At 74.0% G+C, this 25,597-nt stretch carries 21 protein-coding genes and 2 tRNA genes; 13 read left to right on the forward strand and 10 right to left on the reverse strand.

All coding sequences use genetic code 11. The features are described from left to right. The first annotated feature begins 17 nt into the window (after positions 1-17). Positions 18-299: a glucose PTS transporter subunit EIIB gene (locus tag HKK73_RS07300; RefSeq protein ID WP_255181276.1), complete on the forward strand. Its 282-nt coding sequence runs from the start codon at positions 18-20 to the stop codon at positions 297-299. Positions 300-367: 68 nt separating this feature from the next. Here the strand turns inward: HKK73_RS07300 and HKK73_RS07305 are convergent, their stop codons facing one another. Then, a complete protein-coding gene (locus tag HKK73_RS07305; RefSeq protein ID WP_171467731.1) occupies positions 368-1,510 on the reverse strand; it encodes a mechanosensitive ion channel family protein in 1,143 nt (380 codons plus the stop codon). Between the two features lie 90 nt (positions 1,511-1,600). Between HKK73_RS07305 and malQ the strand changes: the two genes are divergently transcribed. After that, complete coding sequence (gene malQ, locus HKK73_RS07310; RefSeq protein ID WP_085388161.1) at positions 1,601-3,778, forward strand: 4-alpha-glucanotransferase; 2,178 nt, start codon at positions 1,601-1,603, stop codon at positions 3,776-3,778. A gap of 169 nt (positions 3,779-3,947) precedes the next feature. Here malQ and pepN read toward each other — a convergent pair whose 3' ends face one another. Continuing rightward, on the reverse strand, positions 3,948-6,527 hold the full coding sequence (gene pepN / locus HKK73_RS07315; protein ID WP_085388160.1) for an aminopeptidase N: 2,580 nt from the start codon (positions 6,525-6,527) through the stop codon (positions 3,948-3,950). Positions 6,528-6,734: 207 nt separating this feature from the next. Between pepN and HKK73_RS07320 the strand changes: the two genes are divergently transcribed. Then, positions 6,735-7,379: a DsbA family protein gene (locus tag HKK73_RS07320; RefSeq protein WP_369824871.1), complete on the forward strand. Its 645-nt coding sequence runs from the start codon at positions 6,735-6,737 to the stop codon at positions 7,377-7,379. A 119-nt stretch (positions 7,380-7,498) separates the two neighbouring features. On the opposite strand, the gene HKK73_RS18925 is transcribed toward HKK73_RS07320, so the two are convergent. After that, positions 7,499-7,843, reverse strand: a complete 345-nt coding sequence (locus HKK73_RS18925) for a hypothetical protein (RefSeq protein ID WP_085388159.1) — start codon at positions 7,841-7,843, stop codon at positions 7,499-7,501. Here HKK73_RS18925 and HKK73_RS07325 point away from each other — a divergent pair. Beyond that, positions 7,830-8,774: a hypothetical protein gene (locus tag HKK73_RS07325; RefSeq protein WP_216608059.1), complete on the forward strand. Its 945-nt coding sequence runs from the start codon at positions 7,830-7,832 to the stop codon at positions 8,772-8,774. The genes HKK73_RS18925 and HKK73_RS07325 overlap by 14 nt on opposite strands. A 69-nt stretch (positions 8,775-8,843) precedes the next feature. Here the strand turns inward: HKK73_RS07325 and HKK73_RS07330 are convergent, their stop codons facing one another. Next, complete coding sequence (locus HKK73_RS07330) at positions 8,844-10,898, reverse strand: M13 family metallopeptidase (RefSeq protein ID WP_171467733.1); 2,055 nt, start codon at positions 10,896-10,898, stop codon at positions 8,844-8,846. A gap of 60 nt (positions 10,899-10,958) precedes the next feature. Here HKK73_RS07330 and HKK73_RS07335 point away from each other — a divergent pair, with 60 nt between their 5' ends. Together HKK73_RS07335 and HKK73_RS07340 are read left to right on the forward strand one after the other, a co-directional pair. Further along, complete coding sequence (locus HKK73_RS07335) at positions 10,959-11,420, forward strand: ribose-5-phosphate isomerase (protein WP_074810546.1); 462 nt, start codon at positions 10,959-10,961, stop codon at positions 11,418-11,420. Position 11,421: 1 nt separating this feature from the next. Continuing rightward, a complete protein-coding gene (locus HKK73_RS07340; protein ID WP_171467734.1) occupies positions 11,422-12,432 on the forward strand; it encodes an Fpg/Nei family DNA glycosylase in 1,011 nt (336 codons plus the stop codon). Between the two features lie 37 nt (positions 12,433-12,469). Here the strand turns inward: HKK73_RS07340 and eis are convergent, their stop codons facing one another. Continuing rightward, positions 12,470-13,810, reverse strand: a complete 1,341-nt coding sequence (eis, locus tag HKK73_RS07345) for an enhanced intracellular survival protein Eis (RefSeq protein ID WP_137280277.1) — start codon at positions 13,808-13,810, stop codon at positions 12,470-12,472. A 67-nt stretch (positions 13,811-13,877) separates the two neighbouring features. Here eis and HKK73_RS07350 point away from each other — a divergent pair, with 67 nt between their 5' ends. Continuing rightward, positions 13,878-14,267 (forward strand): MGMT family protein, encoded by a 390-nt coding sequence (locus HKK73_RS07350; protein WP_081600192.1) that lies wholly within the window; start codon positions 13,878-13,880, stop codon positions 14,265-14,267. A 19-nt stretch (positions 14,268-14,286) separates the two neighbouring features. On the opposite strand, the gene HKK73_RS07355 is transcribed toward HKK73_RS07350, so the two are convergent. The 4 genes from HKK73_RS07355 to HKK73_RS07370 form a co-directional block, all read right to left on the reverse strand. After that, positions 14,287-15,336, reverse strand: coding sequence for an LLM class F420-dependent oxidoreductase (locus tag HKK73_RS07355; RefSeq protein ID WP_137280278.1), 1,050 nt, complete (start codon positions 15,334-15,336; stop codon positions 14,287-14,289). A 181-nt stretch (positions 15,337-15,517) separates the two neighbouring features. Further along, entirely contained in the window at positions 15,518-16,147 is a 630-nt protein-coding gene (epsC, locus tag HKK73_RS07360) for a serine O-acetyltransferase EpsC (protein WP_051028395.1), read from the reverse strand. Between the two features lies 1 nt (position 16,148). Then, positions 16,149-17,084: a cysteine synthase A gene (cysK, locus tag HKK73_RS07365; RefSeq protein ID WP_021482934.1), complete on the reverse strand. Its 936-nt coding sequence runs from the start codon at positions 17,082-17,084 to the stop codon at positions 16,149-16,151. Positions 17,085-17,537: 453 nt separating this feature from the next. Beyond that, positions 17,538-17,608: transfer RNA gene (locus HKK73_RS07370), tRNA-Gly, on the reverse strand. A 188-nt stretch (positions 17,609-17,796) separates the two neighbouring features. On the opposite strand from HKK73_RS07370, the gene HKK73_RS07375 reads away from it, so the two are divergent. The 6 genes from HKK73_RS07375 to clpX all read left to right on the forward strand — a co-directional run bounded on the left by HKK73_RS07375 (position 17,797) and on the right by clpX (position 23,620). Further along, a tRNA-Pro gene (locus tag HKK73_RS07375) sits at positions 17,797-17,870 on the forward strand. A gap of 83 nt (positions 17,871-17,953) precedes the next feature. Further along, complete coding sequence (locus tag HKK73_RS07380; protein ID WP_171467735.1) at positions 17,954-18,910, forward strand: DMT family transporter; 957 nt, start codon at positions 17,954-17,956, stop codon at positions 18,908-18,910. Between the two features lie 167 nt (positions 18,911-19,077). Further along, positions 19,078-20,487 carry a trigger factor gene (tig, locus tag HKK73_RS07385; RefSeq protein WP_085388151.1) on the forward strand — a complete coding sequence of 470 codons (1,410 nt, stop codon included), beginning with the start codon at positions 19,078-19,080 and terminating at the stop codon, positions 20,485-20,487. A gap of 242 nt (positions 20,488-20,729) precedes the next feature. Then, the gene (locus HKK73_RS07390; RefSeq protein WP_044144211.1) at positions 20,730-21,377 is read left to right on the forward strand and encodes an ATP-dependent Clp protease proteolytic subunit; all 648 of its coding nucleotides are present in this window, start codon (positions 20,730-20,732) and stop codon (positions 21,375-21,377) included. 37 nt (positions 21,378-21,414) lie between these two features. Beyond that, the gene (locus HKK73_RS07395; protein ID WP_021482022.1) at positions 21,415-22,131 is read left to right on the forward strand and encodes an ATP-dependent Clp protease proteolytic subunit; all 717 of its coding nucleotides are present in this window, start codon (positions 21,415-21,417) and stop codon (positions 22,129-22,131) included. 202 nt (positions 22,132-22,333) lie between these two features. Continuing rightward, positions 22,334-23,620 carry an ATP-dependent Clp protease ATP-binding subunit ClpX gene (clpX, locus tag HKK73_RS07400; RefSeq protein ID WP_085388150.1) on the forward strand — a complete coding sequence of 429 codons (1,287 nt, stop codon included), beginning with the start codon at positions 22,334-22,336 and terminating at the stop codon, positions 23,618-23,620. Between the two features lie 119 nt (positions 23,621-23,739). Here clpX and HKK73_RS07405 read toward each other — a convergent pair whose 3' ends face one another. Next, positions 23,740-25,557: a long-chain fatty acid--CoA ligase gene (locus HKK73_RS07405; protein WP_171467736.1), complete on the reverse strand. Its 1,818-nt coding sequence runs from the start codon at positions 25,555-25,557 to the stop codon at positions 23,740-23,742. Positions 25,558-25,597: the final 40 nt, after the last annotated feature.

Here is a 25,597-nt window from a genome sequence, read left to right on the forward strand (position 1 = left end):
CCGGATCCCCCGCGCGGATCCCCACCCGCGACTCGCCTCAGGAGACACTTTCGATGAGCACCCCCTCGGACCAGAAGGCACAGAACATCCTCGACGCCCTCGGGGGTCAGGGCAACGTGGTCGACCTCGAGCCGTGCATCACGCGCCTGCGCGTCGAGGTCACGGACCCCCAGCTCGTCGACGAGGCGCGCCTCAAGGCGACGGGCGCGTTCGGCGTCGTGCGCTCGGGCCGCGTCGTCCAGGTGATCGTCGGCCCGGAGGCCGACAACCTCGCCGCGGAGCTCGACGGCCTGCGCTGAGTCCCCCCGGGGCCCTCCGTACGGAGGGACCGGCGCCGTCGTGGTCGTGCCCGACGGCGCCGCGCGGCTCAGGACGCCGGGCCGCCCGCCGCGTCCTGCACCACGGTCGCCGCGGCGGCGCCGCGCCTCTCGCGGGCCGCCTGCGCGGACCGGTCGCCCGTGTCGTCGGGCCGGTCGTCGGGCCGCGCGTCGGTTCGGTCGTCGGCCCGGTCGTCGGGCAGCGACGGCGAGTGGTCGAGGACGACCACCTGCTGCGCCCCGGCCAGCGGGATGCGGGCGTCGGACAGCGCCTGCCGGACGCGCGAGCGCAGCGCGCGCGCCACCTCCCACTGCATCGCGGCCTGCGTCTTCACCTGCACCTTGAGCTGCAGCGCCTCGGCCGTCATGGCCTCGATGCCCGTGACCTCGGGCGGCTCGAGGAAGTACGTGCCGAGCACCGGGTCGCTCCCGACCTCCTCCGCGGCCGCGAGCAGCGCCGCGCGCACGGCCTCGACGTCGGCCCAGTACGCGACGCGCACGTCCACCACCGCGCGACCCCACTCCTGGGTCTTGTTGCCCGTCCGCAGGATCTCGCCGTTGCGGACGAACCATAGCGTGCCGTTGCCGTCGCGGACCTTCGTCACGCGCAGCGCGACCTCCTCGACGGTGCCCGTGACCTCGCCGAAGTCGACCGTGTCCCCGACGCCGTACTGGTCCTCGAGGAGCATGAACGTGCCCGAGAGGAAGTCCTTCACGAGGCTCTGCGCGCCGAAGCCCAGCGCGACGCCCGCGATGCCGGCCGACGCGAGGAACGGCGCGATGTTCACGCCGAGCTCGGTGAGCACCATGAGCACGATCGTCGCGCCGATGACGATGTTCGCCGTCGAACGCAGGACCGAGCCCACGGTCCGCGCCCGCTGGGCCCGGCGGGCGCTCGCGAGCGGGTTCGCACGCAGCAGCACCGTGCCGACCTCGGACCCGCCGAGGCCCTTGAGCCGCTTGCCGCGGAGCGTGGGCGTGCCCTCGGCGATGTGCTCGGAGACGCGGCGGATGAGCCGGCGCACGACCGCGAGGACGAGCGCGCCGATCACGACGATGAGCAGCACGCGCAACGGGAGGCCGACGAACCACTCGAACCAGTCGTCGGGGTTGCTCGCGTCGAAGCCGTTGGCGAGCTCCTCCGGGACCTCCGCGGGCGCGCGCACGGCAGGAGCGAGAAGGGGGAGGGACATGCGGGCAGGGTACCCGGGGCACATGAGAGCGACCCGGGCACGCCGGGCGATCGTCCTGCCCGCAAGGCCCTGGTCTGGCAGGATGCAGGCGTGAGCGAACCCCCGCAGACGGACCTGCCCGAGCCGTTGGTGCAGCTGGCCGACGCCCACGGCGTCGCGTCCGACTTCTGGGACTTCGACGGGACGCGCCGCCAGGTCCGGGCCTCGACCCTCGTCGCCGTGCTGGAGGCCCTCGGCGTCCCCGCGTCGTCCCCGGAGAAGGTCGCCGTCAGCCTCGAGCACTCGCGCGACGACGCGTGGCGGCAGATGCTGCCCCCGACCGTCGTCGTGCGGCAGGGCGACGCCGTGCCGGTCCCCGTGCACGTGCAGGACGGCGCCGCCGTCGACGTCTGGGTCGAGCTCGAGGCGGAGCAGGGCCGCTCCGGCGTCGCCGGGCACCACGCCGCGCGCGCCCCCCGGGAGCGCCGCCACCTCGGCCAGCTCGACGTGTTCGTCGAGCCGCGCACCGTCGACGGCCGGCGCGTCGGCCGCGCGACGTTCGAGATCCCGGCCGACCTGCCCCTCGGGTGGCACGACCTGCACGCCGAGAGCGACGGCGCCCACGCGCGCGCGACGCTCGTCGTGACGCCGCAGCGGCTCGAGCTGCCCGCCGCCGTCGCGGAACGGCGCGCGTGGGGCTTCATGGCCCAGCTGTACTCGGTGCGCTCGCGCGCGTCGTGGGGCGTCGGCGACCTGGCCGACCTCGCCGACCTCGCCTGGCTCGCCGCGCACGAGGCCGGCGCGGACTTCGTCCTCGTCAACCCGCTGCACGCCGCCGAGCCGCGCACGCCGATGACGCCCTCGCCCTACCTCCCGACGAGCCGCCGCTTCGTCAACCCGCTGTACATCAGGGTCGAGGACATCCGCGAGACGGGGTACCTGTCCGCGGCCGACCGCTCGCTGGTCGAGTGGGCGTTCGACCCGGTGCGCGACCTCGACACCGACCCCGGTCCCATCGACCGCGACGCCGCGTGGGAGGCCAAGAAGGCGGCGCTGGAGGTCGTGTTCACCGCGCCCCGGTCCACCGCCCGCCAGGCGTCGCTCGACGCGTTCCGCGCCGAGCAGGGCAAGGGGCTCGAGGACTTCGCCACGTGGTGCGCGCTCGCCGACCACTACGGCGACCGGGACTGGCCGCCCGGCGCGTCCGACCCGAACGGCCCGACCGTCGCGGCGCTGCGCGAGCAGCTCGCCGACCGCGTCGAGTTCTACTGCTGGCTCCAGTGGGTCGCCGACGAGCAGCTCCGCGTCGCGCAGCGCACCGCGCGCGAGGCGGGCATGTCGGTGGGGATCATGCACGACCTCGCGGTCGGCGTGCACCCCGAGGGCGCCGACGTCTGGTCGCACCGCGGCGTGCTCGCCACCGGGGTGTCCGTCGGGGCGCCGCCGGACATGTACAACCAGCAGGGCCAGAACTGGTCCCAGCCGCCGTGGCACCCGCGGGCGCTCGCGCGGGCCGGGTACGCCCCGTACCGCGACATGCTGCGCACCGTCCTGCGGCACGCGGGCGCGATCCGGATCGACCACGTCATCGGCCTGTTCCGGCTGTGGTGGATCCCGGGCGGGGCGCGTGCCGACGCGGGCGCGTACGTCCGCTACGACCACGAGGCCCTCGTCGGCATCCTGTGCCTCGAGGCGCACCGCGCGGGCGCGATGGTCATCGGCGAGGACCTCGGCGTGTTCGAACCCTGGGTCCGTGACTACCTCGCGGACCGCGGCGTCCTCGGCACGTCCGTCCTGTGGTTCGAGAAGACCGACGACGGCCGTCCGCTGCCCCCGGAGGACTACCGGCGCCTCGCGCTCGCGACCGTCACGACGCACGACCTGCCGCCCACGGCGGGTTACCTCGCGGGCGAGCACGTCGAGCTGCGGGACCGTCTGGGCGTGCTCACGGAGGACGTCGCCGACGTGCGGCGGGCCGCGCGCGCCGAGCGGGACGCGATGATCGCGTTCCTGCGCGAGCGGTCGCTCGTGGGCGAGGACCCGTCCGAGCGCGAGCTCGTCGAGGCCCTGCACCGCCTCGTCCGCAGCACCCCGGCGGTGCTGCTCGGCGTCTCGCTGGCCGACGCCGTGGGGGAGCGCCGCTCGCAGAACCAGCCGGGCACGGACCAGGAGTACCCGAACTGGAAGGTGCCCCTCGGCGACTCGTCGGGCAACCTCGTCCTGCTCGAGGACCTTTTCGACTCCGCCCGCCTGCGCTCTCTCGCCAAGGCGATGAACGACTCCCTCTGACCGGCCGAGCAGGCCGTCCTGGCCCGTCCCGCTCGCCGCACGCGCCGGGATCGCCTGCTCGCCGCGCCGGTACCACCTGGTCGCGGACCCGCGCGGGACGACGAGCGCCGGGCCGCTCCGTCGGACGGAGCGACCCGGCGCGCGGTCGTGAGGGGTGCTGACCGAGGGGTCAGGCGTCGGCGGCCTGGGCCGCGAGGGCGCGCTCGACGCCGGCGAGGTTCTCCACCACGAGCCGGCGCAGCGCCGGGGCGGCGTCGGCGTTGGCGTCGAGCCACTCCTGCGTCGCGTCGCGCAGCACGGTGCTCGCGAGCGGGGCCGGGTAGAGGCCCGTGACGAGCGCCTCGGCGATGTGGTACGACCGCTGGTCCCACAGGGGGAGCAGCGCGTCGAAGTACGCGCCGACGAGCGGGGCGAGCGACTCGGGGTCGTTGACGTGCTGGAAACCGAGCGTGGTGGCGCGGACGATCGCGTTGGGGGCGTCGTCCGAGCCGACGAGGCGGTCGAACGCGGCGCGCTTCGCCGCGGCGGTGGGCACCGTCGCGCGGGCCCGCGCGGCGGACTGCTGGCCCGTCGCGGTCGAGTCGGCGTCGAGCGTCGCCTCGATCTCGGCGTCGTCCGCGAGGTCGAGCAGGACGAGCCCCTCGAGGATCTCCCAGCGCAGGTCGGTGTCGATCTCGAGCCCGTCGAGGGCAGCGGAGCCGTCGAGCAGCGACCGGAGCGCCTCGCCGTGCGCGGGCGTCGACGCGAGGTGCGCGAAGAACTTCACGAGCTGGAACTGCAGGTCCGAGCCGGGGGCCGCGTCCTGCGCGAGCGACCAGAGCACGTCGCCGACGTGCGCGAGCGTCTCCTCGCGGCGCTCCGGGGCCACGTACGTCTTCGCGGCGAGCGCGAGCTGGTTGAGGGTGGTGCGGATCGTCGTCGACTCGGTCTCGCGGGCGATGTTGCCCAGCACGAGGCGCACGTAGTCGCTGGCCGGCGTCTCGCCGTCGCGCGTCGCGTCCCACGCGGAGCCCCAGACGAGCGAGCGGGCCAGCGGGTCGGCGAGGTCCGCGAGGTGCTCGGTCGCGACCTGGAGGGACGCGGGGTCGAGGCGGATCTTCGCGTACGCGAGGTCGTCGTCGTTGAGCAGGACGAGCTGCGGGCGGTCGAGGCCGAGCAGCTCGGGGATCTCGGTGCGCGGCCCGGCCACGTCGACCTCGGTGCGGTGCACGCGCGTGAGCACGCCGTCAACGAGGTCGTAGAAGCCGATCCCGAGCCGGTGCGGACGCAGCGTCGGGTGGTCGGCCGCCGCCGTCTGCACCACGGAGAACGTGGTGAAGCGGCCGTGGGCGTCGAGGTCGAACTCGGGCCGCAGGGTGTTCACGCCCGCGGTCTCGAGCCACAGCGCGGACCACTCGGTGAGGTCGCGGCCGCTCGTGGCCTCGAGCTCGACGAGCAGGTCGCGCAGCTCGGTGTTGCCCCACGCGTGCTTGCGGAAGTACGCCGCGACGCCGGCGAGGAACTGCTCCTTGCCGACCCACGCGACGAGCTGCTTGAGCACCGACGCGCCCTTGGCGTAGGTGATGCCGTCGAAGTTGACGAACACGTCCTCGAGGTCGTTGATCGTCGCGACGATGGGGTGCGTGGAGGGCAGCTGGTCCTGGCGATAGGCCCAGGACTTCTCCATCGCGGCGAACGTCGTCCACGCCTCGCGCCACTCGGTCGCCTCGGCGGTCGCGAGCGTCGACGCGTACTCCGCGAACGACTCGTTGAGCCACAGGTCGTTCCACCACTTCATGGTCACGAGGTCGCCGAACCACATGTGCGCGAGCTCGTGGAGGATGGTCACGACGCGACGCTCCTTGACGGCGTCGGTGACCTTGGACCGGAACACGTACGTCTCGGTGAACGTCACGCACCCGGCGTTCTCCATCGCGCCCATGTTGTACTCGGGCACGAAGAGCTGGTCGTACTTGTCGAACGGGTACGGGTGCTCGAACGCGGACTCGAAGAACGCGAAGCCCTCGCGCGTCTTGTCGAACACGTAGTCGGCGTCCATGTGGTCGGCGAGCGACGCGCGGCAGAAGACCCCGAGCGGGATCGTGCGGCCGTCGGACGACGTGAGCTCGCTGCGCTCCACGACGTACGGCCCCGCGACGAGCGCGGTGATGTACGACGAGATGCGCGGCGTCGGCTCGAACGCCCAGCGCGCGACCTCGACGTCGCCGGCGCCCGTGCCGGTCGGGTCGGCCTTCGTGCCGAGCGCCTCGGGCGCGGGCGTCGGCTGGTTGCTCACGACCTCCCACGCCGCGGGCGCGGTGACCGTGAACGCGAACGTCGCCTTGAGGTCGGGCTGCTCGAAGACGGCGAACACGCGCCGCGAGTCCGGGACCTCGAACTGCGTGTAGAGGTAGACCTCGCCGTCGACCGGGTCGACGAACCGGTGCAGGCCCTCGCCCGTGTTGGTGTACGCGCAGTCGGCGACGACGCGCAGCTCGTTGTCGGCCGCGAGGCCGTCGAGCGCGATGCGCGAGTCGGCGAACACCTGCGCCGGGTCGAGCGCACGGCCGTTGAGCACGACCTCGCGCACGGTCGGCGCGACGAGGTCGACGAACGTGCTCGCGCCCTCGGTCGCGGTGAACCGCACCACGGTCGTCGACGCGAACGTCGTCGCCCCCGTCGTGAGGTCGAGGTCGACCTCGTAGGACTGGATGTCGACGATCGCCGCGCGCTCGCTCGCCTCGGCGCGGGTGAGGTTCTCTCCGGGCACTGCATCTCCTCGGTCTCGTGGTCGGGCCGGTCGGCCTCGACGGCGGCCTGTGGGCCACGGACGATCATCCCACGCGTGCCCGCGCCCGCTCCCGGGAATACGCTGCGGTCGCGCGGTGTCGGAACGGGGTGGGGACGCCGTCGGCCCGGCCGCCGCGCCCCGGCGACCCGGACCCCGGGCGCGCCCGACGACGAAGGAGACCGCCCCGTGACGCTCACCGCGACGACCGACCCCACCGCTACCGAGGACGACCTGCGCGTCGCCGACTTCTGGTTCGACCCCGTGTGCCCGTGGGCGTGGATGACGAGCCGCTGGATGGGCGAGGTCGAGCAGGTGCGCGACGTCACCGTCCGCTGGCACGTGATGAGCCTCGCGGTGCTCAACGAGGGCCGCGACCTGCCGGAGGAGTACCGCGAGCTCATGGCGAAGGCGTGGGGCCCGGTGCGCGTGGTCACCGCCGCGCGCGTCGAGCACGGCGAGGATGTCGTCAAGCCCCTCTACGACGCGATCGGGACGCGCCTGCACCCGGGCGGCCGCACCGACTACGACGCGGTGCTGCTCGAGGCGCTCGCGGAGGTGGGCCTGCCCGCGTCGCTCGCCGACGCCGCGGGCTCCGACGCCTACGACGAGCAGCTGCGCGCGTCGCACGCCGAGGGCATCGGTCGCGTCGGCGAGGACGTCGGGACGCCCGTCGTCGCGTTCGGCGGGACGGCGTTCTTCGGTCCCGTCGTGACGCCCGCGCCGAAGGGCGAGGCCGCCGGGCGGCTGTGGGACGGGTGCGTCCTGGTCGCGAGCACGCCGGGCTTCTTCGAGCTCAAGCGCACGCGCACCCAGGGTCCGGTCTTCGACTGACGTCGGGCACGGCGCCGCCGTCGCGCGGACGCCGTGCGGACGTCGTGCAGACCCCGGGGGCGAGGGCGTCGTGGGGCTCCCGGGGTTCGACCGGTGCGGGTGGCTCGTGCCATGCTTCGTCAGTTCGCGGGCGGTGTCAGGAGCGCCCGCCGCCCGGTCGCGCCGGGCGAGTCCGCCGAGGAAGCCCGCGAGGAGCCGAGCATGTCCCCGAACGCACCCGTGCCACCGCCGCCGCCGCCCCCCGGCGGCGTCCCGGGGGCCGCGGTCGGTCGTGACGACGCCCAGCCGACCACGGCGTTCGCCCCCGTGCCCGCGCACGCGACCTCGGGGCCGCCCTCGTTCGCCCCGACGAGCGGCCCGACGGCCCAGGCGCCGCGCGCGACGCCCGCGGACGGCCAGCCGACCGTCGTCGCGTCGGCGGCGTCCTTCCAGGCGACGACGGTCCAGCACGTGACGCCGATCACCCAGCTCCCGACGGCCGCGCAGCCCGCGGTCCCGGCGCCCTCGCCGTCACCGGTGCCGCCGCAGCGCGTGCGCTACGCGACCGAGCAGAACGGGTTCGGCGTCGCGGCCCCGGTCGGGACGGCCGCGGGCCGTCCCGGCTACGCGCCGGGCGACACGGCGGCCGGTCACGCTGCGGCCGGTCCGTACGCGGGCGGGACGGCGGCGTACGAGCCGACCGCCCAGCCCGCCTACGCGGCCGCCACGCCGCCCGCGCAGCAGCCCGCCTACCACCCGCCGGCCTCGGCAGCCCCGGCCGCCGCCGCCCCGCGCGCCACGTCGGGAGGGACGGGCGCCCCGTCCGGCCCGTCGACCGGCCGGCGCGACCGGCGCAGCGGGGACGGCGGCGGTCGCGGCTCGAACCGGCTGGGCGCGGGGTGGATCGCGTTCATCGTCGTCGACGCGCTGCTCGTCCTCGGGGCGATCGTCTTCGCGATCTCGCTGCTCGGCGGGGGCGACGAGGAACCGCTCGGCGGGGCGTCGACGTCCCCGGCGGCGACCGCCACGGACGGCGCCGAGGAGCCGGCCCCGGCCGAGCCCACGGTGTCCGAGACGTTCGCGTCGGAGTCGCGGAACATCACGTGCGAGGTGACCGACGTCAGCGCGACGTGCGTGATCGCCCAGCTCGGCACGCAGCCCGCCCCGGTCGACGGGTGCGACGGCACGGTCGGCTACAAGGTCGTCCTGGACGCCGACGGCAGCGTCGACCAGCCGTGCGTGCCCGCGGCCGAGCAGCCGCAGCCCGCGCCGGGGGACACCGCGATCCTCGACTACGGCACCTCCAAGACGGTCGGCCCCTTCACGTGCGACAGCGCCGAGACCGGCATGACGTGCCGCGACGACGCCACGGGCAAGGGCTTCACGATCGCGCGCGCGGGCATCCGGACGCTCTGACCGGCCCGACCACCACGCAGGAGGGCCCGCGGCGGGACGACCCGCCGCGGGCCCTTCGTGCGTCCGGCGTCACCAGATGCGCACGCGCTCCTCGGGGGCGAGGTAGAGCGCGTCGCCCGGCTGCACGTCGTAGGCGTCGTAGAACTCGTCCACGTTGCGCACGACCCCGTTGCAGCGGAACTCGTTGGGCGAGTGCGGGTCCGTCGCGATGCGGCGCACGACCTCCTCGTCCCGGCCCTTCGACTGCCACACCTGGGCCCAGCCGAGGAACACGCGCTCGATGCCCGTGAGCCCGTCGACGACGGGCGCCTCGTCCAGCGGACGGCCGAGCGCGATGCGGTAGGCCTTGAGCGCGATCGACAGGCCGCCGAGGTCGCCGATGTTCTCGCCGATGGTCAGCGCGCCGTTGACGTGCGGGCCGTCCTCGCCGAGCTGGGCGGGGCGGTACGCGTCGTACTGGGCGACGAGCGCCGTCGTGCGCTTCTCGAACTCCTCGCGGTCGCGCGCCGTCCACCAGTCCTCGAGGCGGCCCGCGCCGTCGTACTTGGAGCCCTGGTCGTCGAAGCCGTGACCGATCTCGTGGCCGATCACCGCGCCGATGCCGCCGTAGTTCACGGCGTCGTCGGCCTCGGGGTCGAAGAACGGGGGCTGCAGGATCGCGGCGGGGAAGACGATCTCGTTCATGCCCGGGTTGTAGTAGGCGTTGACCGTCTGCGGCGTCATGAACCACTCGTCGCGGTCGAGCGGGCGCCCGATCTTGCCGAGCTCGCGGTCCTGCTCGAACGCGTGGGCGCGGCGCACGTTGCCCACGAGGTCGTGCGCGTCGACGACGAGCGCCGAGTAGTCGCGCCACCGCACGGGGTAGCCGATCTTCGGCGTGAACGCCTCGAGCTTGGCGAGCGCCTTCTCCTTCGTCTCGTCCGTCATCCAGTCGAGCGTGGTGATCGACTCGCGGTAGGCAGCCACGAGGGAGGCGACGAGCTCCTCCATGCGCGCCTTGTGCGCGGGCGGGAAGTGCCGCGCGACGTACTGCGCGCCGACGGCCTCGCCGAGCGCGCCCTCGACGACGGAGACGGCGCGCTTCCAGCGCTCGCGCACCTCTTGCGCGCCCGACAGCGTGCGCCCGTAGAAGTCGAAGTTCGCCTCGACGAGGTCCTCGGAGAGGTAGGGCGCCCGGGCGGTGACGAGGTGGTACACCATCCACAGCTTCCAGTCCTCGAGCGGCTCGCTCGCCCAGAGCTCGGCGAACCCGGCCGCGAAGTCCGGCTCGCGGACCACGACGTCGTCGAGCGAGCCCTGCGGCGCGCCGAGCGCGAGGACCCACGCGCGCCAGTCGAACCCGGGGGCCTCCTCGACGAGCGCGGCGAGCGTGCGCGGGTTGTACGTGAGGTCGGCGTCGCGGTCGCGCACGACGTCCCAGTGCTTCGCGGCGAGCCTCGTCTCGAGCGCCATGATCCGCTCGGCGGCGTCCTCGGGCGACGCGCCCCACGTCTCGGACGTGACGCCCGCGAGCGCGAGCATGCGCGCGACGTGCGGCACGTACTTCTCGCGCACGGGCGCGTACTGGTCCTCGCGGTAGTACGCCTCGTCCGGCAGGCCGAGCCCGGACTGGTAGAGGTAGGCGACGTAGCGCTCGGGGTCCTTCGCGTCGTTGTCGACCCAGAAGCCGACGGCGCCCGCGCCGCCCGTGCGCTGGAGGGCGCCGAGCGCCCCGGTGAGCTCGGCCTGCGTCGTGGCGGACGCGATGAGCGCGAGGTCGGGCTGCAGCGGCGTGGTGCCGAGCGCCTCGATCCGCTCGGTGTCCATGAAGCTCGCGTAGAGGGCCCCGACCTTCGCCGCGTCCGGCCCGACGTCCGCGCCGCCCGCCGCGACCTGCTCCCCGAGGTCCGTGATGATCTCGCGGACGTGCACCTCGGCCTGGTCGTAGAGCGCCCGGAACGCGCCGTCCATCGCGCGGTCGGCGGGGATCTCGTGCGTCGCGAGCCAGCGGCCGTTGACGTGGCGGTACAGGTCGTCCTGCGGGAGGACCGCGGGGTCCAGCGCGTCGAGGTCGATGCCGGAGCGCGCCGCGTCGGCCGGGCCGGACGAGGACGGAGGCGTGGACGTCGGGGAGGTCTGTGTCATGCGTCTCAGGCTACGGCCTCACCCCGGCGGCGAGGGGGCCCGCTGGGGCATGATGAGCCCATGCGCGTTCACATCGCCGCGGACCACGCCGGCTACGAGCTCAAGACCCATCTCGTCGAGCACCTGGGGGCGGCGGGCCACGACGTCGTCGATCACGGTGCCCACACCTACGACGCGCAGGACGACTACCCGTCGTTCTGCTTCGCGGCGGGCGAGGCGGTGGCGGCGGAGCCCGGCTCGCTGGGCGTCGTCATCGGCGGCTCGGGCAACGGCGAGCAGATCGCGGCGAACAAGGTCGTCGGCGTGCGCGCGGCGCTCGCCTGGAACCTGGAGACCGCGCGCCTCGGGCGCCAGCACAACGACGCGAACGTCGTCGCGGTGGGCGCGCGCCAGCACTCGGTGGACGAGGCGGTCGAGCTCGTCGACGCGTTCCTCGCGGAGCCGTTCAGCGGCGACCCGCGCCACCAGCGCCGCATCGACCAGCTCGCGGCGTACGAGGCGGCGCGCGGCACCTCGGCCTGACGTGCCCGAGGGCCACACCGTCCACCGCCTCGCGCGCGCCTTCGGCGAGCTGTTCGCGGGCGAGCCGCTCGCGGTGAGCAGCCCGCAGGGCCGGTTCGCCGCGGGAGCCGCCCTGCTCGACGGCCGCGTGCTCGTCGCGAGCGAGGCGTGGGGCAAGCAGATGTTCCTCGGCTTCGCCGGGCCGGGCGGCGCGTCCGACGACGTCCGCTGGCTCCGCGTGCACCTCGGCCTCTACGGGGCGTGGACGTTCGCGGGCGACGGCAGCACCGCCGTCGTGCACGCGATCGGCGCGCCCCGGCGCCGGATCGGCGAGCGCGAGACCGTCCCGGCGGCCCCGGGTGGTACGCCGTCGCAGAGGCCCGACGACGCCTGGTCGCCCCCTCCGCCGCGTGGCGCCGTGCGCGTCCGGCTCGTCGGCGCGCACGCGGTCGCGGACCTCACCGGCCCGACGGCGTGCGTGGTCGTCACGGACGACGAGAAGCGCGCGGTCGAGGACCGGCTCGGGCCGGACCCGATCCGCGACCCGGGCCCGGGCGAGCCCGACCCGCGCGACGCGTTCGTCGCCGCGGTGCGGCGCTCGCGCAGCCCCGTCGGGCTGCTCCTCATGAACCAGGACGTCGTCGCGGGCGTGGGGAACATCTACCGCGCGGAGGCGCTGTTCCGGGCCGGGCTCGACCCGATGCGCCCCGGTCGCGACGTGCCCGCGGAGGACCTGCGGACCCTGTGGGACGACCTCGTCGTGCTCATTCACGACGGCGCGCGCACCGGCGCGATCGTCACGACGCGCCCCGAGCACCGCGACGACGGCGCGGGGCAGGCCCCCGACGAGGCGGCGACCGGGCGGCGGCGCGTGCGGCAGAACACGGACGTCGCTCCCGACGCCGTGCCCGCGGACGAGGCGTTCTACGTGTACCACCGCGACGGGCTGCCGTGCCGGGTGTGCGGCACGCCGGTGCTCCTCAAGGAGCTCGCGGGGCGCAACCTCTTCTGGTGCGGCGTCTGCCAGACGTGACGGCGGGCGCACCCGGGACCCGGGTGCGCCCGACCGGTCAGAACACCCAGCTGCACACCGGGGCGACGGGCCAGCCGAGGGCCGCGCTCGTGCGCGCGAGCGCGCCGGGGGAGTGCTCGGTGACGAGACCTGCCGCGCCGAGGGCCGCGAGCGACGTCCCGCCGAGGTAGGCGGCGCCGAGCTCGCGCACGTCGAGGGAGACGTCCGCCGCGTCGTCGGTCCGCTCGGCCGTCGCCGGGCCGAAGGCCTCCGCCCGCAGCCGCCAGCGCCCCGCGTTGTCGGGCAGGCGCTCGTCGGTCACGTGCAGCACGACGTCGACGTCCGCCGCGTACCGGCGCGCGGCGAGCGCGCCGGGCACGTCCACGACCCGCACCCAGAGGTTGTCCGCGAGGCGCGGCGACGCGGAGCGCGGGTCCACGAGCAGGCTCGTGACGACGTCGTCCACCGGCAGCATGAAGGGCGTCACCTCGTGCGTGAGGTCGAGGTCGGTGAGCACGCCCCACAGCGCGCGGGCGGCCGCGGCGTCGAGCGCGACGACCTCGCCCGTGCTCACCGGGCCGCGCGGGCCCGTCGCCTCCCAGGAGAGCTTGCGGTGGAAGCGCGCGTACCCGCGCGGCTCGCCGTCGAGCTCGACGATCGCGATGCGCGTGGGCTCGCGGTCCTTGCGCCAGACCTTGGCGTCGTCCCAGAACGTCGCCTGGAGCTCGGGGGTCTCGCGTGTCGCCCACCCCGGACGGTTGATGCCCGCGCCCTGGCCCGTCGGGTCGGCGCCCGCGCGCTCGTGGATCGTCGCGACGAGCTCGCCGTGCCGCGCGCGGTCCGCGCGCTCGATGCGGACGGTGTGCCGCTCCGCGCCCGGGACGTCGCGCAGCGCGACGCCGCGCGGGACGGTGAGGCGCACGTCGTCGGCCGCCTTGCCGTACCCGAACCGGCCGTAGATCGCGGCCTCCGCCGCGAAGAGCGCCGAGACCGGCTCGCCCCGCTCGCGGCACCGGGCGAGGTGCGTGTCGATCATCGCGCTGAGGATGCCGCGCCGCCGGTGCGCGGGGTGGACGCCCACCCAGGTGAGGCCCGCGACCGGAGCGGTCGCGCCGGGGACCGGGAAGCGCGCGAACGGGTACGACGCGTGCATCCCCACGAGCTCGCGCCGCACGGGACGCGCGCCGTCGACGGGCGGCGCGTCCGCGTCCTCGCGCTCGACCGTCACGCCGAGCGCGCGCTCCCACGTGAGCGGGAACGGGAGGTCGACGAGCTCGTCGACCTCCACCGGCGAGGGGAACGTCGTGGTGTCGAGGTCGAGCACGTCGCGCAGGTCGGCGGACGTGAGGGGGACGAGCTCGTAGCCGTCGGGGAGGCGTGCGGGTCGGTGGTCGCTCATGCCCCTGATCCTCCTGTCCCGGGCCGTGCTCGCGCCAGGACATTCGCGACGGCTAGGGTCGGGCGCCATGGCACGACGCACCCCCGGACGCGGCGGCGACGACCGCGCCGACCCTCGCGCCCTCGCCCAGGAGTACGCGACCGCGGTGCTCGACCTCGTGCGGCGCGTCCCGCCCGCGCGGGCCATGACCTACGGGCTCGTCGCGGAGATCGTCGCGGAGTCGCTGGGGCGGGGCGGCCCGCGCCAGGTCGGGCAGGTGCTCGCCGGGTCGTCCGGGGTGGACGACGACGGCACCCCCGTGCCGTGGTGGCGGATCGTCAACGCGGCGGGGTCGCCGCCCGCGCAGCACCTCGACGCGGCGCTCGCGGAGCTCCGCGCCGAGGGCTGCCCGCTGTCGCGCGACGGGCGTCGCGTGGACCTGCGCCGGGCGGTGTGGTTCCCCCGCGCCGACGGCTGACCGCGCGGCGCCGGGCCGGTCAGCCCGGGGTCGGGGCCGCGAGGAGCGGGGCGAGCGTCTGCACGGCCGTCGCCTCGCCCTGGACGAGGAGCGTCGTCACCGCCGTCTCGCGCCACGCCGCGAGGTCGCTCGCGATCTTCTCGGGCGGGCCGACGAGCGCGACGTCCTCGACCATCGCCGTCGGGACGGCGGCCGCCGCGAGGTCCTTGCGTCCCGCGAGGTAGTGCGCCTGGATCTCGTCGCACGCCTCGGCGTACCCGAGGCGGTCGAGCGCGTCGCGGTGGAAGTTCGCCCCCTTGGCGCCCATCCCGCCGACGTACAGCGCGAGGAACGGGCGCACCTGGTCCGCGGCCTGCTCGACGTGCTCGCGCACGACGACGGGGACGGTCGCGCTCACCTCGAACGCGGACTCGGGCGAGCGCTCGGGCGAGCGGCGCGCGAAGCCGTCCGCGAGGAGCTCGCGGAACGTCGCGTCCATGCGCGGCGAGTAGAACAGCGGGAGCCACCCGTCCGCGATCTCGGCGGCGAGCGCGATGTTCTTCGGCCCCTCGGCCGCGAGGTGGATCGGAAGGTCGGCGCGCAGCGGGTGGACGGTCGAGCGCAGCGGCTTGCCCAGCCCGGTCCCGACGCCGTCGGGAAGGGGGAGGGGGTAGTGCGGGCCGGACGACGTCACGGGCGCCTCCCGGCGCAGGACGTCGCGCACGACCTGCACGTATTCGCGGGTCCGTGCGAGCGGCTTCGCGTACGGCTGGCCGTACCAGCCCTCGACCACCTGCGGCCCGGAGACGCCGAGGCCGAGGACGAACCGGCCGCCCGAGAGGTGGTCCATCGTCAGCGCGGCCATCGCCGTCGCGGTCGGGGTGCGCGCGGAGACCTGCGCGACGGCGGTCCCGAGGCGGATGCGGGTCGTGCGCGAGCCCCACCACGCCAGCGGCGTGAACGCGTCGGAGCCGTAGGCCTCCGCGGTCCAGACCGAGTCGACGCCGAGGCGGTCGGCCGCGACGACCGCGTCCTGGATGCCGTCGGGGGGACCGGCGGACCAGTAGCCGGTGTGGATGCCGAGGCGCATGCGCGCTCCTCCTCGTCGAGGGTCGTGGTGCCGGGACCGGCTGCCACGGACGGGCGGCTGCGGCCGGCGGTGAGCGGGCGGTACCCGAGGGCGCACCGGGCAGGGGGTATCCGGTACGCGCGGTCTCAGGTACCGCCCACGACCACACTAGCCGATCCGGGGCCGCCCCCCGGCGTCCTCCTCAGATGACGTACTCGATGAGGAGCGAGGGGTCCTCGACGGCCTCCCGCGCGGCGGGCGCGCCCGCCGGCATCCGGACGGTGGCCGGCACGCCGACGGCGACCGCGCCCGCGGGCACGTCCTTGACGACGACGGCGTTGGCCCCGACCTGGACGTCGTCGCCGACCCACACCGGCCCGAGGATCTTCGCCCCGGCGCCGACGACGACCCGGTCGCCGAGCGTGGGGTGCCGCTTGCCCCGCTTCATCGAGCGCCCGCCGAGCGTCGACGTGTGGAACAGCACGACGTCGTCGCCGACCACGGCCGTCTCGCCCACGACGACGCCCATCCCGTGGTCGATGAACAGCCGTCGGCCGATGCGCGCGCCGGGATGGATCTCCACGCCGGTGAGCGCGCGCGCCGCCTGCGACACGAGCCGCGCCGGCAGGCGCAGCAGCGGCTCGCGCCACATGCGGTGCGCGAGCCGGTAGGCCCACACGGCGTGCACGCCGGGGTACGCGAGAGCGACCTCGAGGCGGCTGCGCGCGGCGGGGTCCCGCCGTCGGGCCGCCTCGAGGTCCTCGCCGAGCACGCGCACGAACCGGCGCAGCCGGTGGCCGGCCGTCCGTGCGCGGGGGTGGGGGTCGGTCACGTCAGTCCAGCAGGTCGGCGTAGAGGACGGAGGACAGGTAGCGCTCGCCGAACGACGGGATGATCGTCACGATGAGCTTGCCCGCGTTCTCGGGACGCGCGGCGAGCTGCAGCGCGGCCGCGATCGCGGCGCCCGAGGAGATCCCGACGAGCAGACCCTCCTCCTTGGCGGCGCGGCGCGCGTACTCGACGGCGGTCTCGGCGTTGACGTCGATGACCTCGTCGTAGACCGAGGTGTCGAGGATCTCCGGCACGAAGTTCGCGCCGATGCCCTGGATCTTGTGCGGGCCGGGCTGGCCGCCGTTGAGGATGGCCGACTCCTCCGGCTCGACGGCGACGATCTGCACGCCGGGCTTGCGCTCCTTGAGCACCTGGCCGACGCCCGTGATGGTGCCGCCCGTGCCGATGCCCGCGACGACGATGTCGACCGCGCCGTCGGTGTCGGCCCAGATCTCCTCGGCCGTCGTGCGGCGGTGGATCTCCGGGTTCGCCTCGTTCGCGAACTGGCGGGCGAGGATCGCGCCCTCGCGCTCGGCGACGATCTCGTCCGCGCGGCTGACCGCGCCCTTCATGCCCTCGGAGCCCGGCGTGAGGATGAGCTCGGCACCGAACGCGCGCAGCAGCGCGCGGCGCTCCTTCGACATCGTCTCCGGCATGGTCAGCACGACGTCGTACCCGCGCGCCGCACCCACCATCGCGAGCGCGATGCCGGTGTTGCCGGACGTCGCCTCGACGATCGTCCCGCCCGGCTTCAGCTCGCCGGACGCCTCGGCGGCGTCGATGATCGCGACGCCGATGCGGTCCTTGACCGAGTTGGCGGGGTTGTAGAACTCGAGCTTGCCCACCACGGTGGCGCCGAGCCCCTCGGTGAGCTTGTTGAGCCGGACCAGCGGGGTGTTGCCGACGAGCTGCGTGACGTCGTCGTAGATGCGTGCCATGTCTTCCTCTTCTGTCGACGGCTCGGGGTGAGCCGGGTGGGGGTACCGATGGGGAGCGGGGCGCGCCCGGTGGCCGGGGTCCAGCGTCTCGCGGGGGCGGCGCGGGCGCGCGCGGGCGACGGGACGGGCTCGGGCGGGACGAGGGGCGTGCGCGGGCGTGCCGGGGCGCGCGGGGACGGCCGTCGTCAGCAGCAGCCGAGACAGCGACAACAGGAGGTGCGCGGCGCGGCGCGGTGCAGCGATGCAGGACGCGCGGTCGTCGCGGTCATTCCTCGCTCCTCCTGGTCGGTCGCGCCGGGGGAGTCGCCCGGAGCTCCGGGCGGGCCGACGGCGCGCGTGCCCCGAGGCTATCGGTCCGTGGCGCGGCCCTGCAACGCCGTCCGCGGGGCCCAGGAACGACGACGGGCGCCTCGCCGGGGAGGCGGGGCGCCCGTGGGGTCGTGGGACGAACGGAGCGGGCGACGGGAATCGAACCCGCGTAGCCAGTTTGGAAGACTGGGGCTCTACCATTGAGCTACGCCCGCGCGGGCCTCGGCTCGCCCGGCGGTCGGCCTGTGCGGCTGCCCGGGACGGCGTGCCACCGACCTGCGGCCGCCACCCTAGCAAACGTCGGCGGGCCGCCCGTGCCGCGGCGTTCCCCACGCGGCGGCCCGTCGGTCGCGCCCCGTCCCGCCAGTACACTTGCCCCTGGTCCGCCCGCCGTGGCGGACGACGGGGTGTGGCGCAGGTTGGTAGCGCGTCCGCTTTGGGAGCGGAAGGTCGCAGGTTCAAATCCTGTCACCCCGACCTTCGCGCGGCGCCCTGCGGGGCGCCGCGGGACGTCGTCGACGTCCGGGCCGCCGTGGCGGTCCCGTCCCGGGAGGTGCCCGTTGACCCCGTCCTCCGCGACCGCCGGTCCGGCAGCCCGCGTGACCCTCGCCGCGCTCGTCGCCGCGGGCAGCGGTGCGGTCCTCTCGCTCCAGGGACGCCTCAACGGCGACCTCGGGGCCGCGGGCACGGGGCCCGTCCTCGCCGCGTGGCTCTCCTACGTGGGCACCCTCCTCGCGACCGTGCTCGTGGTGGTCGCCCGCCGCCGCGTCCGGTCCACGCTCACCGTCGTGCGCTCGTCCGCCTCGTGGTGGTGGTTCGCCGTCGGGCTGTGCAGCGTGCCGATCGTCGTCGCGATGGCCGCCGGGATCCCCCTCGTCGGGGTCGCGGTCGCGTCCGTCTGCTCCGTGGCCGGCCAGACCGTCGCCGGGCTCGCGCTCGACGCGCGGGGCGTCGGCCTGCCCGCGCCGCTGCGGCTCACGCCGCGTCGTGCGGGCGCCGGCCTCGCGGCGCTCGCCGGTCTGGGCATCGCGGTGCTCGGGAGCAGCGCCGGCGGTCCCGGGTGGGCGGTCGTCGCGGCCGGTGCGGCGCTCTTCGTGGGCGGCGCGGTGCTGTGCGGGCAGCAGGCGGGCAACGGCCGTGTCACGCAGCTCACGGGCGACCCGGTCGTGGCGACCCTCACCTCGGTCACGGGCGGGCTCGCCGGGATCACGCTCGTGTGCGCGCTCGGCGTCCCGTTCGGCGTGCTCGACGGCGTCGTGCTGCCCCCGCAGTGGTGGCTCTACCTGGGCGGGCCGCTCGGGACGGTCGTCACCGTCGCGGCCGCGTTCGCCGTGCGCCACCTCGGCACGTTCGTCCTGACGCTGACCGTCGTCGGGGGCCAGATGGTCATGGCGGTCCTGCTCGACGTGCTCGGCGTCGTGGGGCTGCGCTGGCCGACCGTCGTCGCGACCGCGGTCGTCGCGCTCGCGGTGCTGCTCGTCGTGCCCCGGCCGGGACCACGGCCCGGATCGGGGTGAGGATCGAGGTCGGGATCGAGGGCAGGGTCGGGGTCAGGATCGAGGTCGGGTCCGCGCGTCGGGCGCGCTTGACCGCTCGCGTACGATGGGACGGTTGCCCGTACGCCCGCGTGCGGTGCCGTCCCCGGCCGCCCGCGGCCCGCCCCGATCAGTTGGAGATCATCGAAGTGAAGAGCGCCGTCGAGACCCTGGACCCCACCAAGGTCAAGCTGACCGTCGAGGTGGAGTACGACGAGCTCAAGCCGAGCATCGACCACGCCTACAAGCACATCGCGGAGCAGGTGAACATCCCCGGCTTCCGCAAGGGCAAGGTCCCGCCCCGCGTCATCGACCAGCGCGTCGGCTGGGGCGCCGTGATCGAGCACGCCGTCAACGACGCGCTCTCCGGCTTCTACCGCCAGGCCGCGAGCGAGGAGAACCTGCGCCCCCTCGGCCAGCCCGAGGTCGAGGTCACCGAGATCCCGGCGAAGGCCGGCGAGGGCCAGCTGGTCTTCACCGCCGAGGTCGAGGTCCGCCCCGAGATCACGCTGCCCGCGCTCGACTCGCTCGCGATCACCGTCGAGCCCGCCGAGGTCACGGACGAGGACGTCACCGAGCGCCTCGACGCGCTGCGCGAGCGCTTCGGCACCCTCGTCGGCGTCGACCGTCCCGCGGCCGAGGGTGACTTCGTCGTGCTCGACCTGAAGGCCGAGATCGACGGCGAGGAGGTCGACTCCGTCTCCGGCGTGAGCTACCAGATCGGCTCGGGCAACATGCTCGAGGGCCTCGACGAGGCGCTCACCGGCCTGTCGGCCGAGGAGACGACCACGTTCAACGCGCCGCTGGCCGGCGGCGAGCACGAGGGCAAGGAGGCCGCGGTCACCGTCACCGCCACCTCCGTGAAGCAGCGCGACCTCCCCGAGGCCGACGACGACTTCGCCCAGCTCGCCTCCGAGTTCGACACGCTCGAGGAGCTCACGGCGGACCTGCGCGAGCAGGTCGCGAGCATCAAGACGTCGAACCAGGCCGTCGCCGCGCGCGACGAGCTCCTCAAGGCGCTCAACGACGCCGTCGAGATCCCCGTCCCCGCGGGCGCCGTCGAGGCGGAGGTGCACCGCCACCTCGAGTCCGAGGGCCGCCTGGAGGACGACACGCACCGCGCCGAGGTCACGGTCGAGGCGACCGACGCCCTGCGCAACCAGATCCTGCTCGACACCCTCGCCGAGCAGCTCGAGATCAAGGTCGCGCAGAACGAGCTCCTCGAGTACCTCGTGAGCGCCTCGCGCCAGTACGGGATGGACCCGAACCAGTTCATCCAGTCGCTCGACCAGGGCGGGCAGATCCCCGCGATGGTCGGCGAGGTCGCGCGCTCCAAGTCGCTCGCCGTCGCGCTGCGCCAGATCGAGGTCAAGGACACCGCCGGCAACGTCGTCGACCTGACCGAGTTCATCGGCTCGGACGACGAGGACGCCGCCGCGGACGAGCCCGTCGAGGACGTCGCGGGCGAGCCGGTCGAGGAGGCGCTCGTGGACGACTCGGCCGCCCCCGCCGCCGACGCCCCGGTCGAGGACGACGAGAAGGACGCGACGAAGGCCTGACGCGTCGCCGGCCCCCGGCCGGACGGTCCCCACGACGGCCCGCACCCTCCGCGCGAGGGTGCGGGCCGTCGTCGTCGGCGAAGGGCGTGGTGCCTGGTGCGCCGTCAGCGAAAACGCGGCCTGCCGGGACGAACGGCGGGCACGGACCGCGTTAGGGTCACTGCAGCACGGCTGGACCGGGACGCCGTCCCGGCCGGCCAGGGCAGCGCAGGCGGGGGCGACCCGCGGGAGCGACGAAGGAGATGGATGTGAACGAGCTGTACCTGCCGTCCGACGCGACGGCCCCGGTGAACCGCGCCGAGGGTCCGGGCCTCGGACTCAACGACTCCATCTACAACCGGCTCCTCAAGGAGCGCATCATCTGGCTCGGCTCGGAGGTGCGCGACGAGAACGCGAACGCCATCTGCGCCCAGATGATGCTGCTCGCCGCGGAGGACCCGGACAAGGACATCTGGCTCTACATCAACTCGCCCGGCGGCTCGATCACGGCCGGCATGGCGATCTACGACACGATGCAGTACATCCAGCCCGACGTCGCGACGATCGCCATGGGCATGGCGGCGTCGATGGGGCAGTTCCTGCTCTCGTCCGGCACCAAGGGCAAGCGGTACGCGACGCCGCACGCGCGCGTCATGATGCACCAGCCGTCCGGCGGCATCGGCGGCACGGCGACCGACGTGCGCATCAACGCGCAGCTGATCATGCACATGAAGCAGGTGCTCTCCGAGCTCACGGCCGAGCAGACCGGCAAGCCGCTCGAGCAGATCCTCAAGGACAACGACCGGGACAGCTGGTTCACCGCGCAGGAGGCGCTGGAGTACGGCTTCATCGACCACGTCGTCACCAACGCGTCGTCCGTGACCGGCGGCGGCGGCACCACGGGTTCCTGACCCCGCACCGGACACCAGACTTCACCGAGGAGAACCCGTGAGCTTCAGCGCCGAGTCCCAGTACCTGTCCACCGCCCAGCGCCTCGCCGGCCCTGCGGCCCGCCCCGGCGGCATCGCCCTGCCGGGCGGTGCGCCATCCGCCCGCTACGTGCTCCCGCAGTTCGAGGAGCGCACCGCCTACGGCTTCAAGCGCCAGGACCCCTACACCAAGCTGTTCGAGGACCGCATCATCTTCCTGGGCGTCCAGGTCGACGACGCGTCCGCGGACGACGTCATGGCCCAGCTCCTCGTGCTCGAGAGCCAGGACCCGGACCGCGACGTCATCCTCTACATCAACTCGCCGGGCGGGTCGTTCACTGCGATGACCGCGCTCTACGACACGATGCAGTACATCAAGCCCCAGATCCAGACGGTCTGCCTCGGCCAGGCGGCCTCCGCCGCGGCCGTGCTGCTCGCCGCGGGCCAGCCGGGCAAGCGGCTCGCGCTCCCCAACGCGCGCGTGCTCATCCACCAGCCCGCGATGGAAGGTGGCGGCTACGCGCAGGCGTCCGACATCGAGATCCACGCGAACGAGCTCATCCGCATGCGCGAGTGGCTCGAGGACACCCTCGCGCTGCACTCGGGCAAGTCGGTCGAGCAGGTCCGCCAGGACATCGAGCGCGACAAGATCCTCACCGCCGAGCAGGCGAAGGAGTACGGCCTCGTGGACCAGGTCCTCGAGAGCCGCAAGGCTGTCGCGGTCAACAAGCCGTGACCCGGTCCGCCTGACCACGCGCCGCGCCGCCGTCCCCGCCGGGGTCGGCGGCGCGACACGTTGCACCCCGTGCGGAGAGCCCACCTGACAACGGGGGCCCCGTGGTGTGGAATGGGGAGCAGGACCCGCTCGGCCGTGCCCGGGCCCCGCGCCGTCGAACCCGACGGGCGGAGGACCGGTCACCGGGACAAGGAGACGCGTAGTGGCTCGTATCTCAGACGGTGCCGACCTGCTGAAGTGCTCGTTCTGCGGCAAGTCGCAGAAGCAGGTCAAGAAGCTCATCGCGGGCCCCGGCGTGTACATCTGCGACGAGTGCATCGACCTCTGCAACGAGATCATCGAGGAGGAGCTCGCCGAGGCGACGGAGCTCGGTCTCACGGAGCTGCCCAAGCCCAAGGAGATCTTCGAGTTCCTCGAGCAGTACGTCATCGGCCAGGACGCCGCGAAGCGGGCCCTGGCCGTCGCCGTCTACAACCACTACAAGCGCGTGCAGGCGGGCGAGCAGGCCAAGCCCTCGAACCCGGACGACGCGGACTACGTGGAGCTGGCGAAGTCGAACATCTTGTTGATCGGTCCGACGGGGACGGGCAAGACGTATCTGGCGCAGACGTTGGCGCGGATGTTGAACGTGCCTTTTGCGATCGCGGACGCGACGGCGCTCACCGAGGCGGGGTATGTCGGTGAGGACGTGGAGAACATTCTGCTGAAGCTGGTGCAGGCGGCGGACTTCGACGTGAAGAAGGCTGAGACGGGCATCATCTACATCGATGAGATCGACAAGGTGGCGCGCAAGGCGGAGAACCCCTCGATCACGCGGGACGTGTCGGGTGAGGGTGTGCAGCAGGCGTTGTTGAAGATCATCGAGGGCACGTCGGCGTCGGTGCCGCCGCAGGGTGGTCGTAAGCACCCGCACCAGGAGTTCATCCAGGTGGACACCTCGAACGTGCTGTTCATCGTGGCGGGGGCTTTTGCGGGGTTGGACGACATCGTGGCGGCGCGGGCGCGCAAGCGGGGTGTGGGTTTTGGTGCGCCGATCGAGACGGGTGCGGGGGAGGACCTGTTCGCGCAGGTGCGCCCCGAGGATCTGCACCGGTTCGGGTTGATCCCGGAGTTCATCGGGCGCCTTCCGGTGATCGCGTCGGTGGCGGCGTTGGACCGGGAGGCGTTGGTGCGGATCCTGACCCAGCCGCGGAATGCGTTGGTGAAGCAGTATCAGCGGATGTTCGCGATCGACGGGGTGGAGCTGGAGTTCACCGAGGGTGCGGTCGAGGCGGTCGCGGAGCAGGCGTTGTTGCGTGGGACGGGGGCGCGGGGGTTGCGCGCGATCATGGAGGAGGTGTTGCAGCAGGTGATGTTCGACGTGCCGTCGCGTGATGACGTGGAGCGGGTCGTGATCACGCGCGAGGTCGTGCTGGACAACGTCAATCCCACGATCGTGCCGCGCACCACGACCGCGCGCGCCCGCACCCCGCGCGAGAAGTCCGCCTGACCCCGACGACCGCCGACCAGGCGATGTAGCTCGGCCGAGCAGGTGGTCCTGGTCCGTCCGGTCACCCGGACGCACCAGGACCACCTGCTCGGCCCGTGACCGGGGCCGACGGTGGGGCTTCAGGCGTCGGCGGCGACCTTCGAGCCGTAGAGCGTGTCGATCGTGTCGGCGAAGTCGTCGATGACCAGGCGGCGCTTCACCTTGAGCGACGGCGTGAGGTAGCCGTTCTGCTCGGTGAAGTCCGTCGTGAGCACGGTGATCTTGCGGATCGACTCGGCTCGGGAGACGGCCTCGTTGGCGTGCGCGACGGCGCGGTCGAGCGCGGCGAGCACGTCGGCGTCGTGCGCGGCCGTCTCGACGTCCATCGGACGCAGGCCGTGCGTCGCGAGCCAGCCCGGCAGCATCTCGGCGTCGAGCGTGACGAGGGCGCCGATGAAGGGGCGCTGGTCGCCCACGACGACGACCTGGCTCACGAGCGGGTGCGCGCGCAGCCGGTCCTCGAGCACGGCCGGCGCGACGTTCTTGCCGCCGGCGGTCACGATGATCTCCTTCTTGCGGCCGGTGATGCGCAGGTAGCCGTCGTCGTCGAACGCGCCGAGGTCGCCGGTGCGGAACCAGCCGTCCTGGAGCGCCTCGGCGGTGAGCTCGGGCTGGTTGCGGTAGCCGCGGAAGATGTGGTCGCCCTTGACCAGGAGCTCGCCGTCCGCGTCGATGCGCAGCGACGTGCCGGGGAACGCGGGCCCGACCGTCCCGATCTTCGTCAGGCCGGGCAGGTTCACGGCCGTGGGGGCCGTGGTCTCGGTGAGGCCGTAGCCCTCGAGGATGCGCAGCCCGACACCGCGGTAGAAGTGGCCGAGCCGCTCGCCGAGCGGCGCGCCGCCGGAGATGGAGTACGTGAGCCGGCCGCCCATCGCGGCGCGCAGCGTCGAGTAGACGAGCCGGTCCGCGACGGCGTGCTGGAGGCGCAGCCCGAGCGCGGGGCCGCCCGGGGCGTCGAGCGCCCGGGACCAGGTGATGGCGACCTTGGCCGCCCAGTGGAAGATCTTGCGCTTGGCGCCGGTCCCGGTCTTCTGCTCGGCGGTGTTGTAGACCTTCTCGAACACGCGCGGCACGGCGAGCAGGAACGTCGGGTGGAACGAGCCGAGGTCCGCGACGAGGTTCTTCGTGTCCCAGGAGTGCGCGAGGACCGCGTTCGACGCGACGACGACGACCTGGATGAACCGGGCGAACACGTGCGCGAGCGGCAGGAACAGCAGGGTGCGTGCGCCGTCGGCGTCGAGGATCTCGGCGAGGCCGGCCCGGCCGTTGAGCGCGAGGTGCACGAAGTTGCGGTGGGTGAGCTCGACGCCCTTGGGGCGCCCGGTCGACCCGGACGTGTAGATGACCGTCGCGAGGTCGTCGACGCGCTGCGCGGCCCGACGGCGCTCGACCTCCGCGGCCGGGACGTCGGCCCCGGCGGCGCGCAGGGCGTCGACGGCGCCGTCCTCGACGACGAGGACGTCCTCCAGGCCGGGCAGGCGGTCGCGCACGGTCGCGACCTCGGCCGCGTGGGCGGCCGTCTCGACGACGGCGAGCCGGACGCCCGCGTCCGACAGGATCCAGTGCACCTGCTCGGCGGACGACGTCTCGTAGACGGGGACGGGCACGGCACCCACGGCCCAGGCGGCGAAGTCGAGGAGGGTCCACTCGTAGCGGGTGCGCGACATGATGGCGACGTGGTCGCCGGGCTCGATGCCGCGCGCGAGGAGGCCGCGGGCGACCGCGACGACGTCGTCCTCGAACTCCTGCGCGGTGACGCGCTCCCACGGACCGTCGGCGGTGGTGCGGCGCTCGACGAGCGTCGCCCGGGCGTCGCGCGCGACACGGTCGGTGAGGAGGGTGCTGATGGTCGCCGTGGGGGAGACCTCGACGAGGCTCGGCGACGTGTGTTCCGTCATGAAACTCTCCGCTGAGTGGGACGGTAGGGAGGGACGGCGA

The sequence above is a fragment of the Cellulosimicrobium sp. 72-3 genome, from assembly GCF_013127315.1.
GTDB classification, from domain to species: Bacteria; Actinomycetota; Actinomycetes; order Actinomycetales; family Cellulomonadaceae; genus Cellulosimicrobium; species Cellulosimicrobium funkei.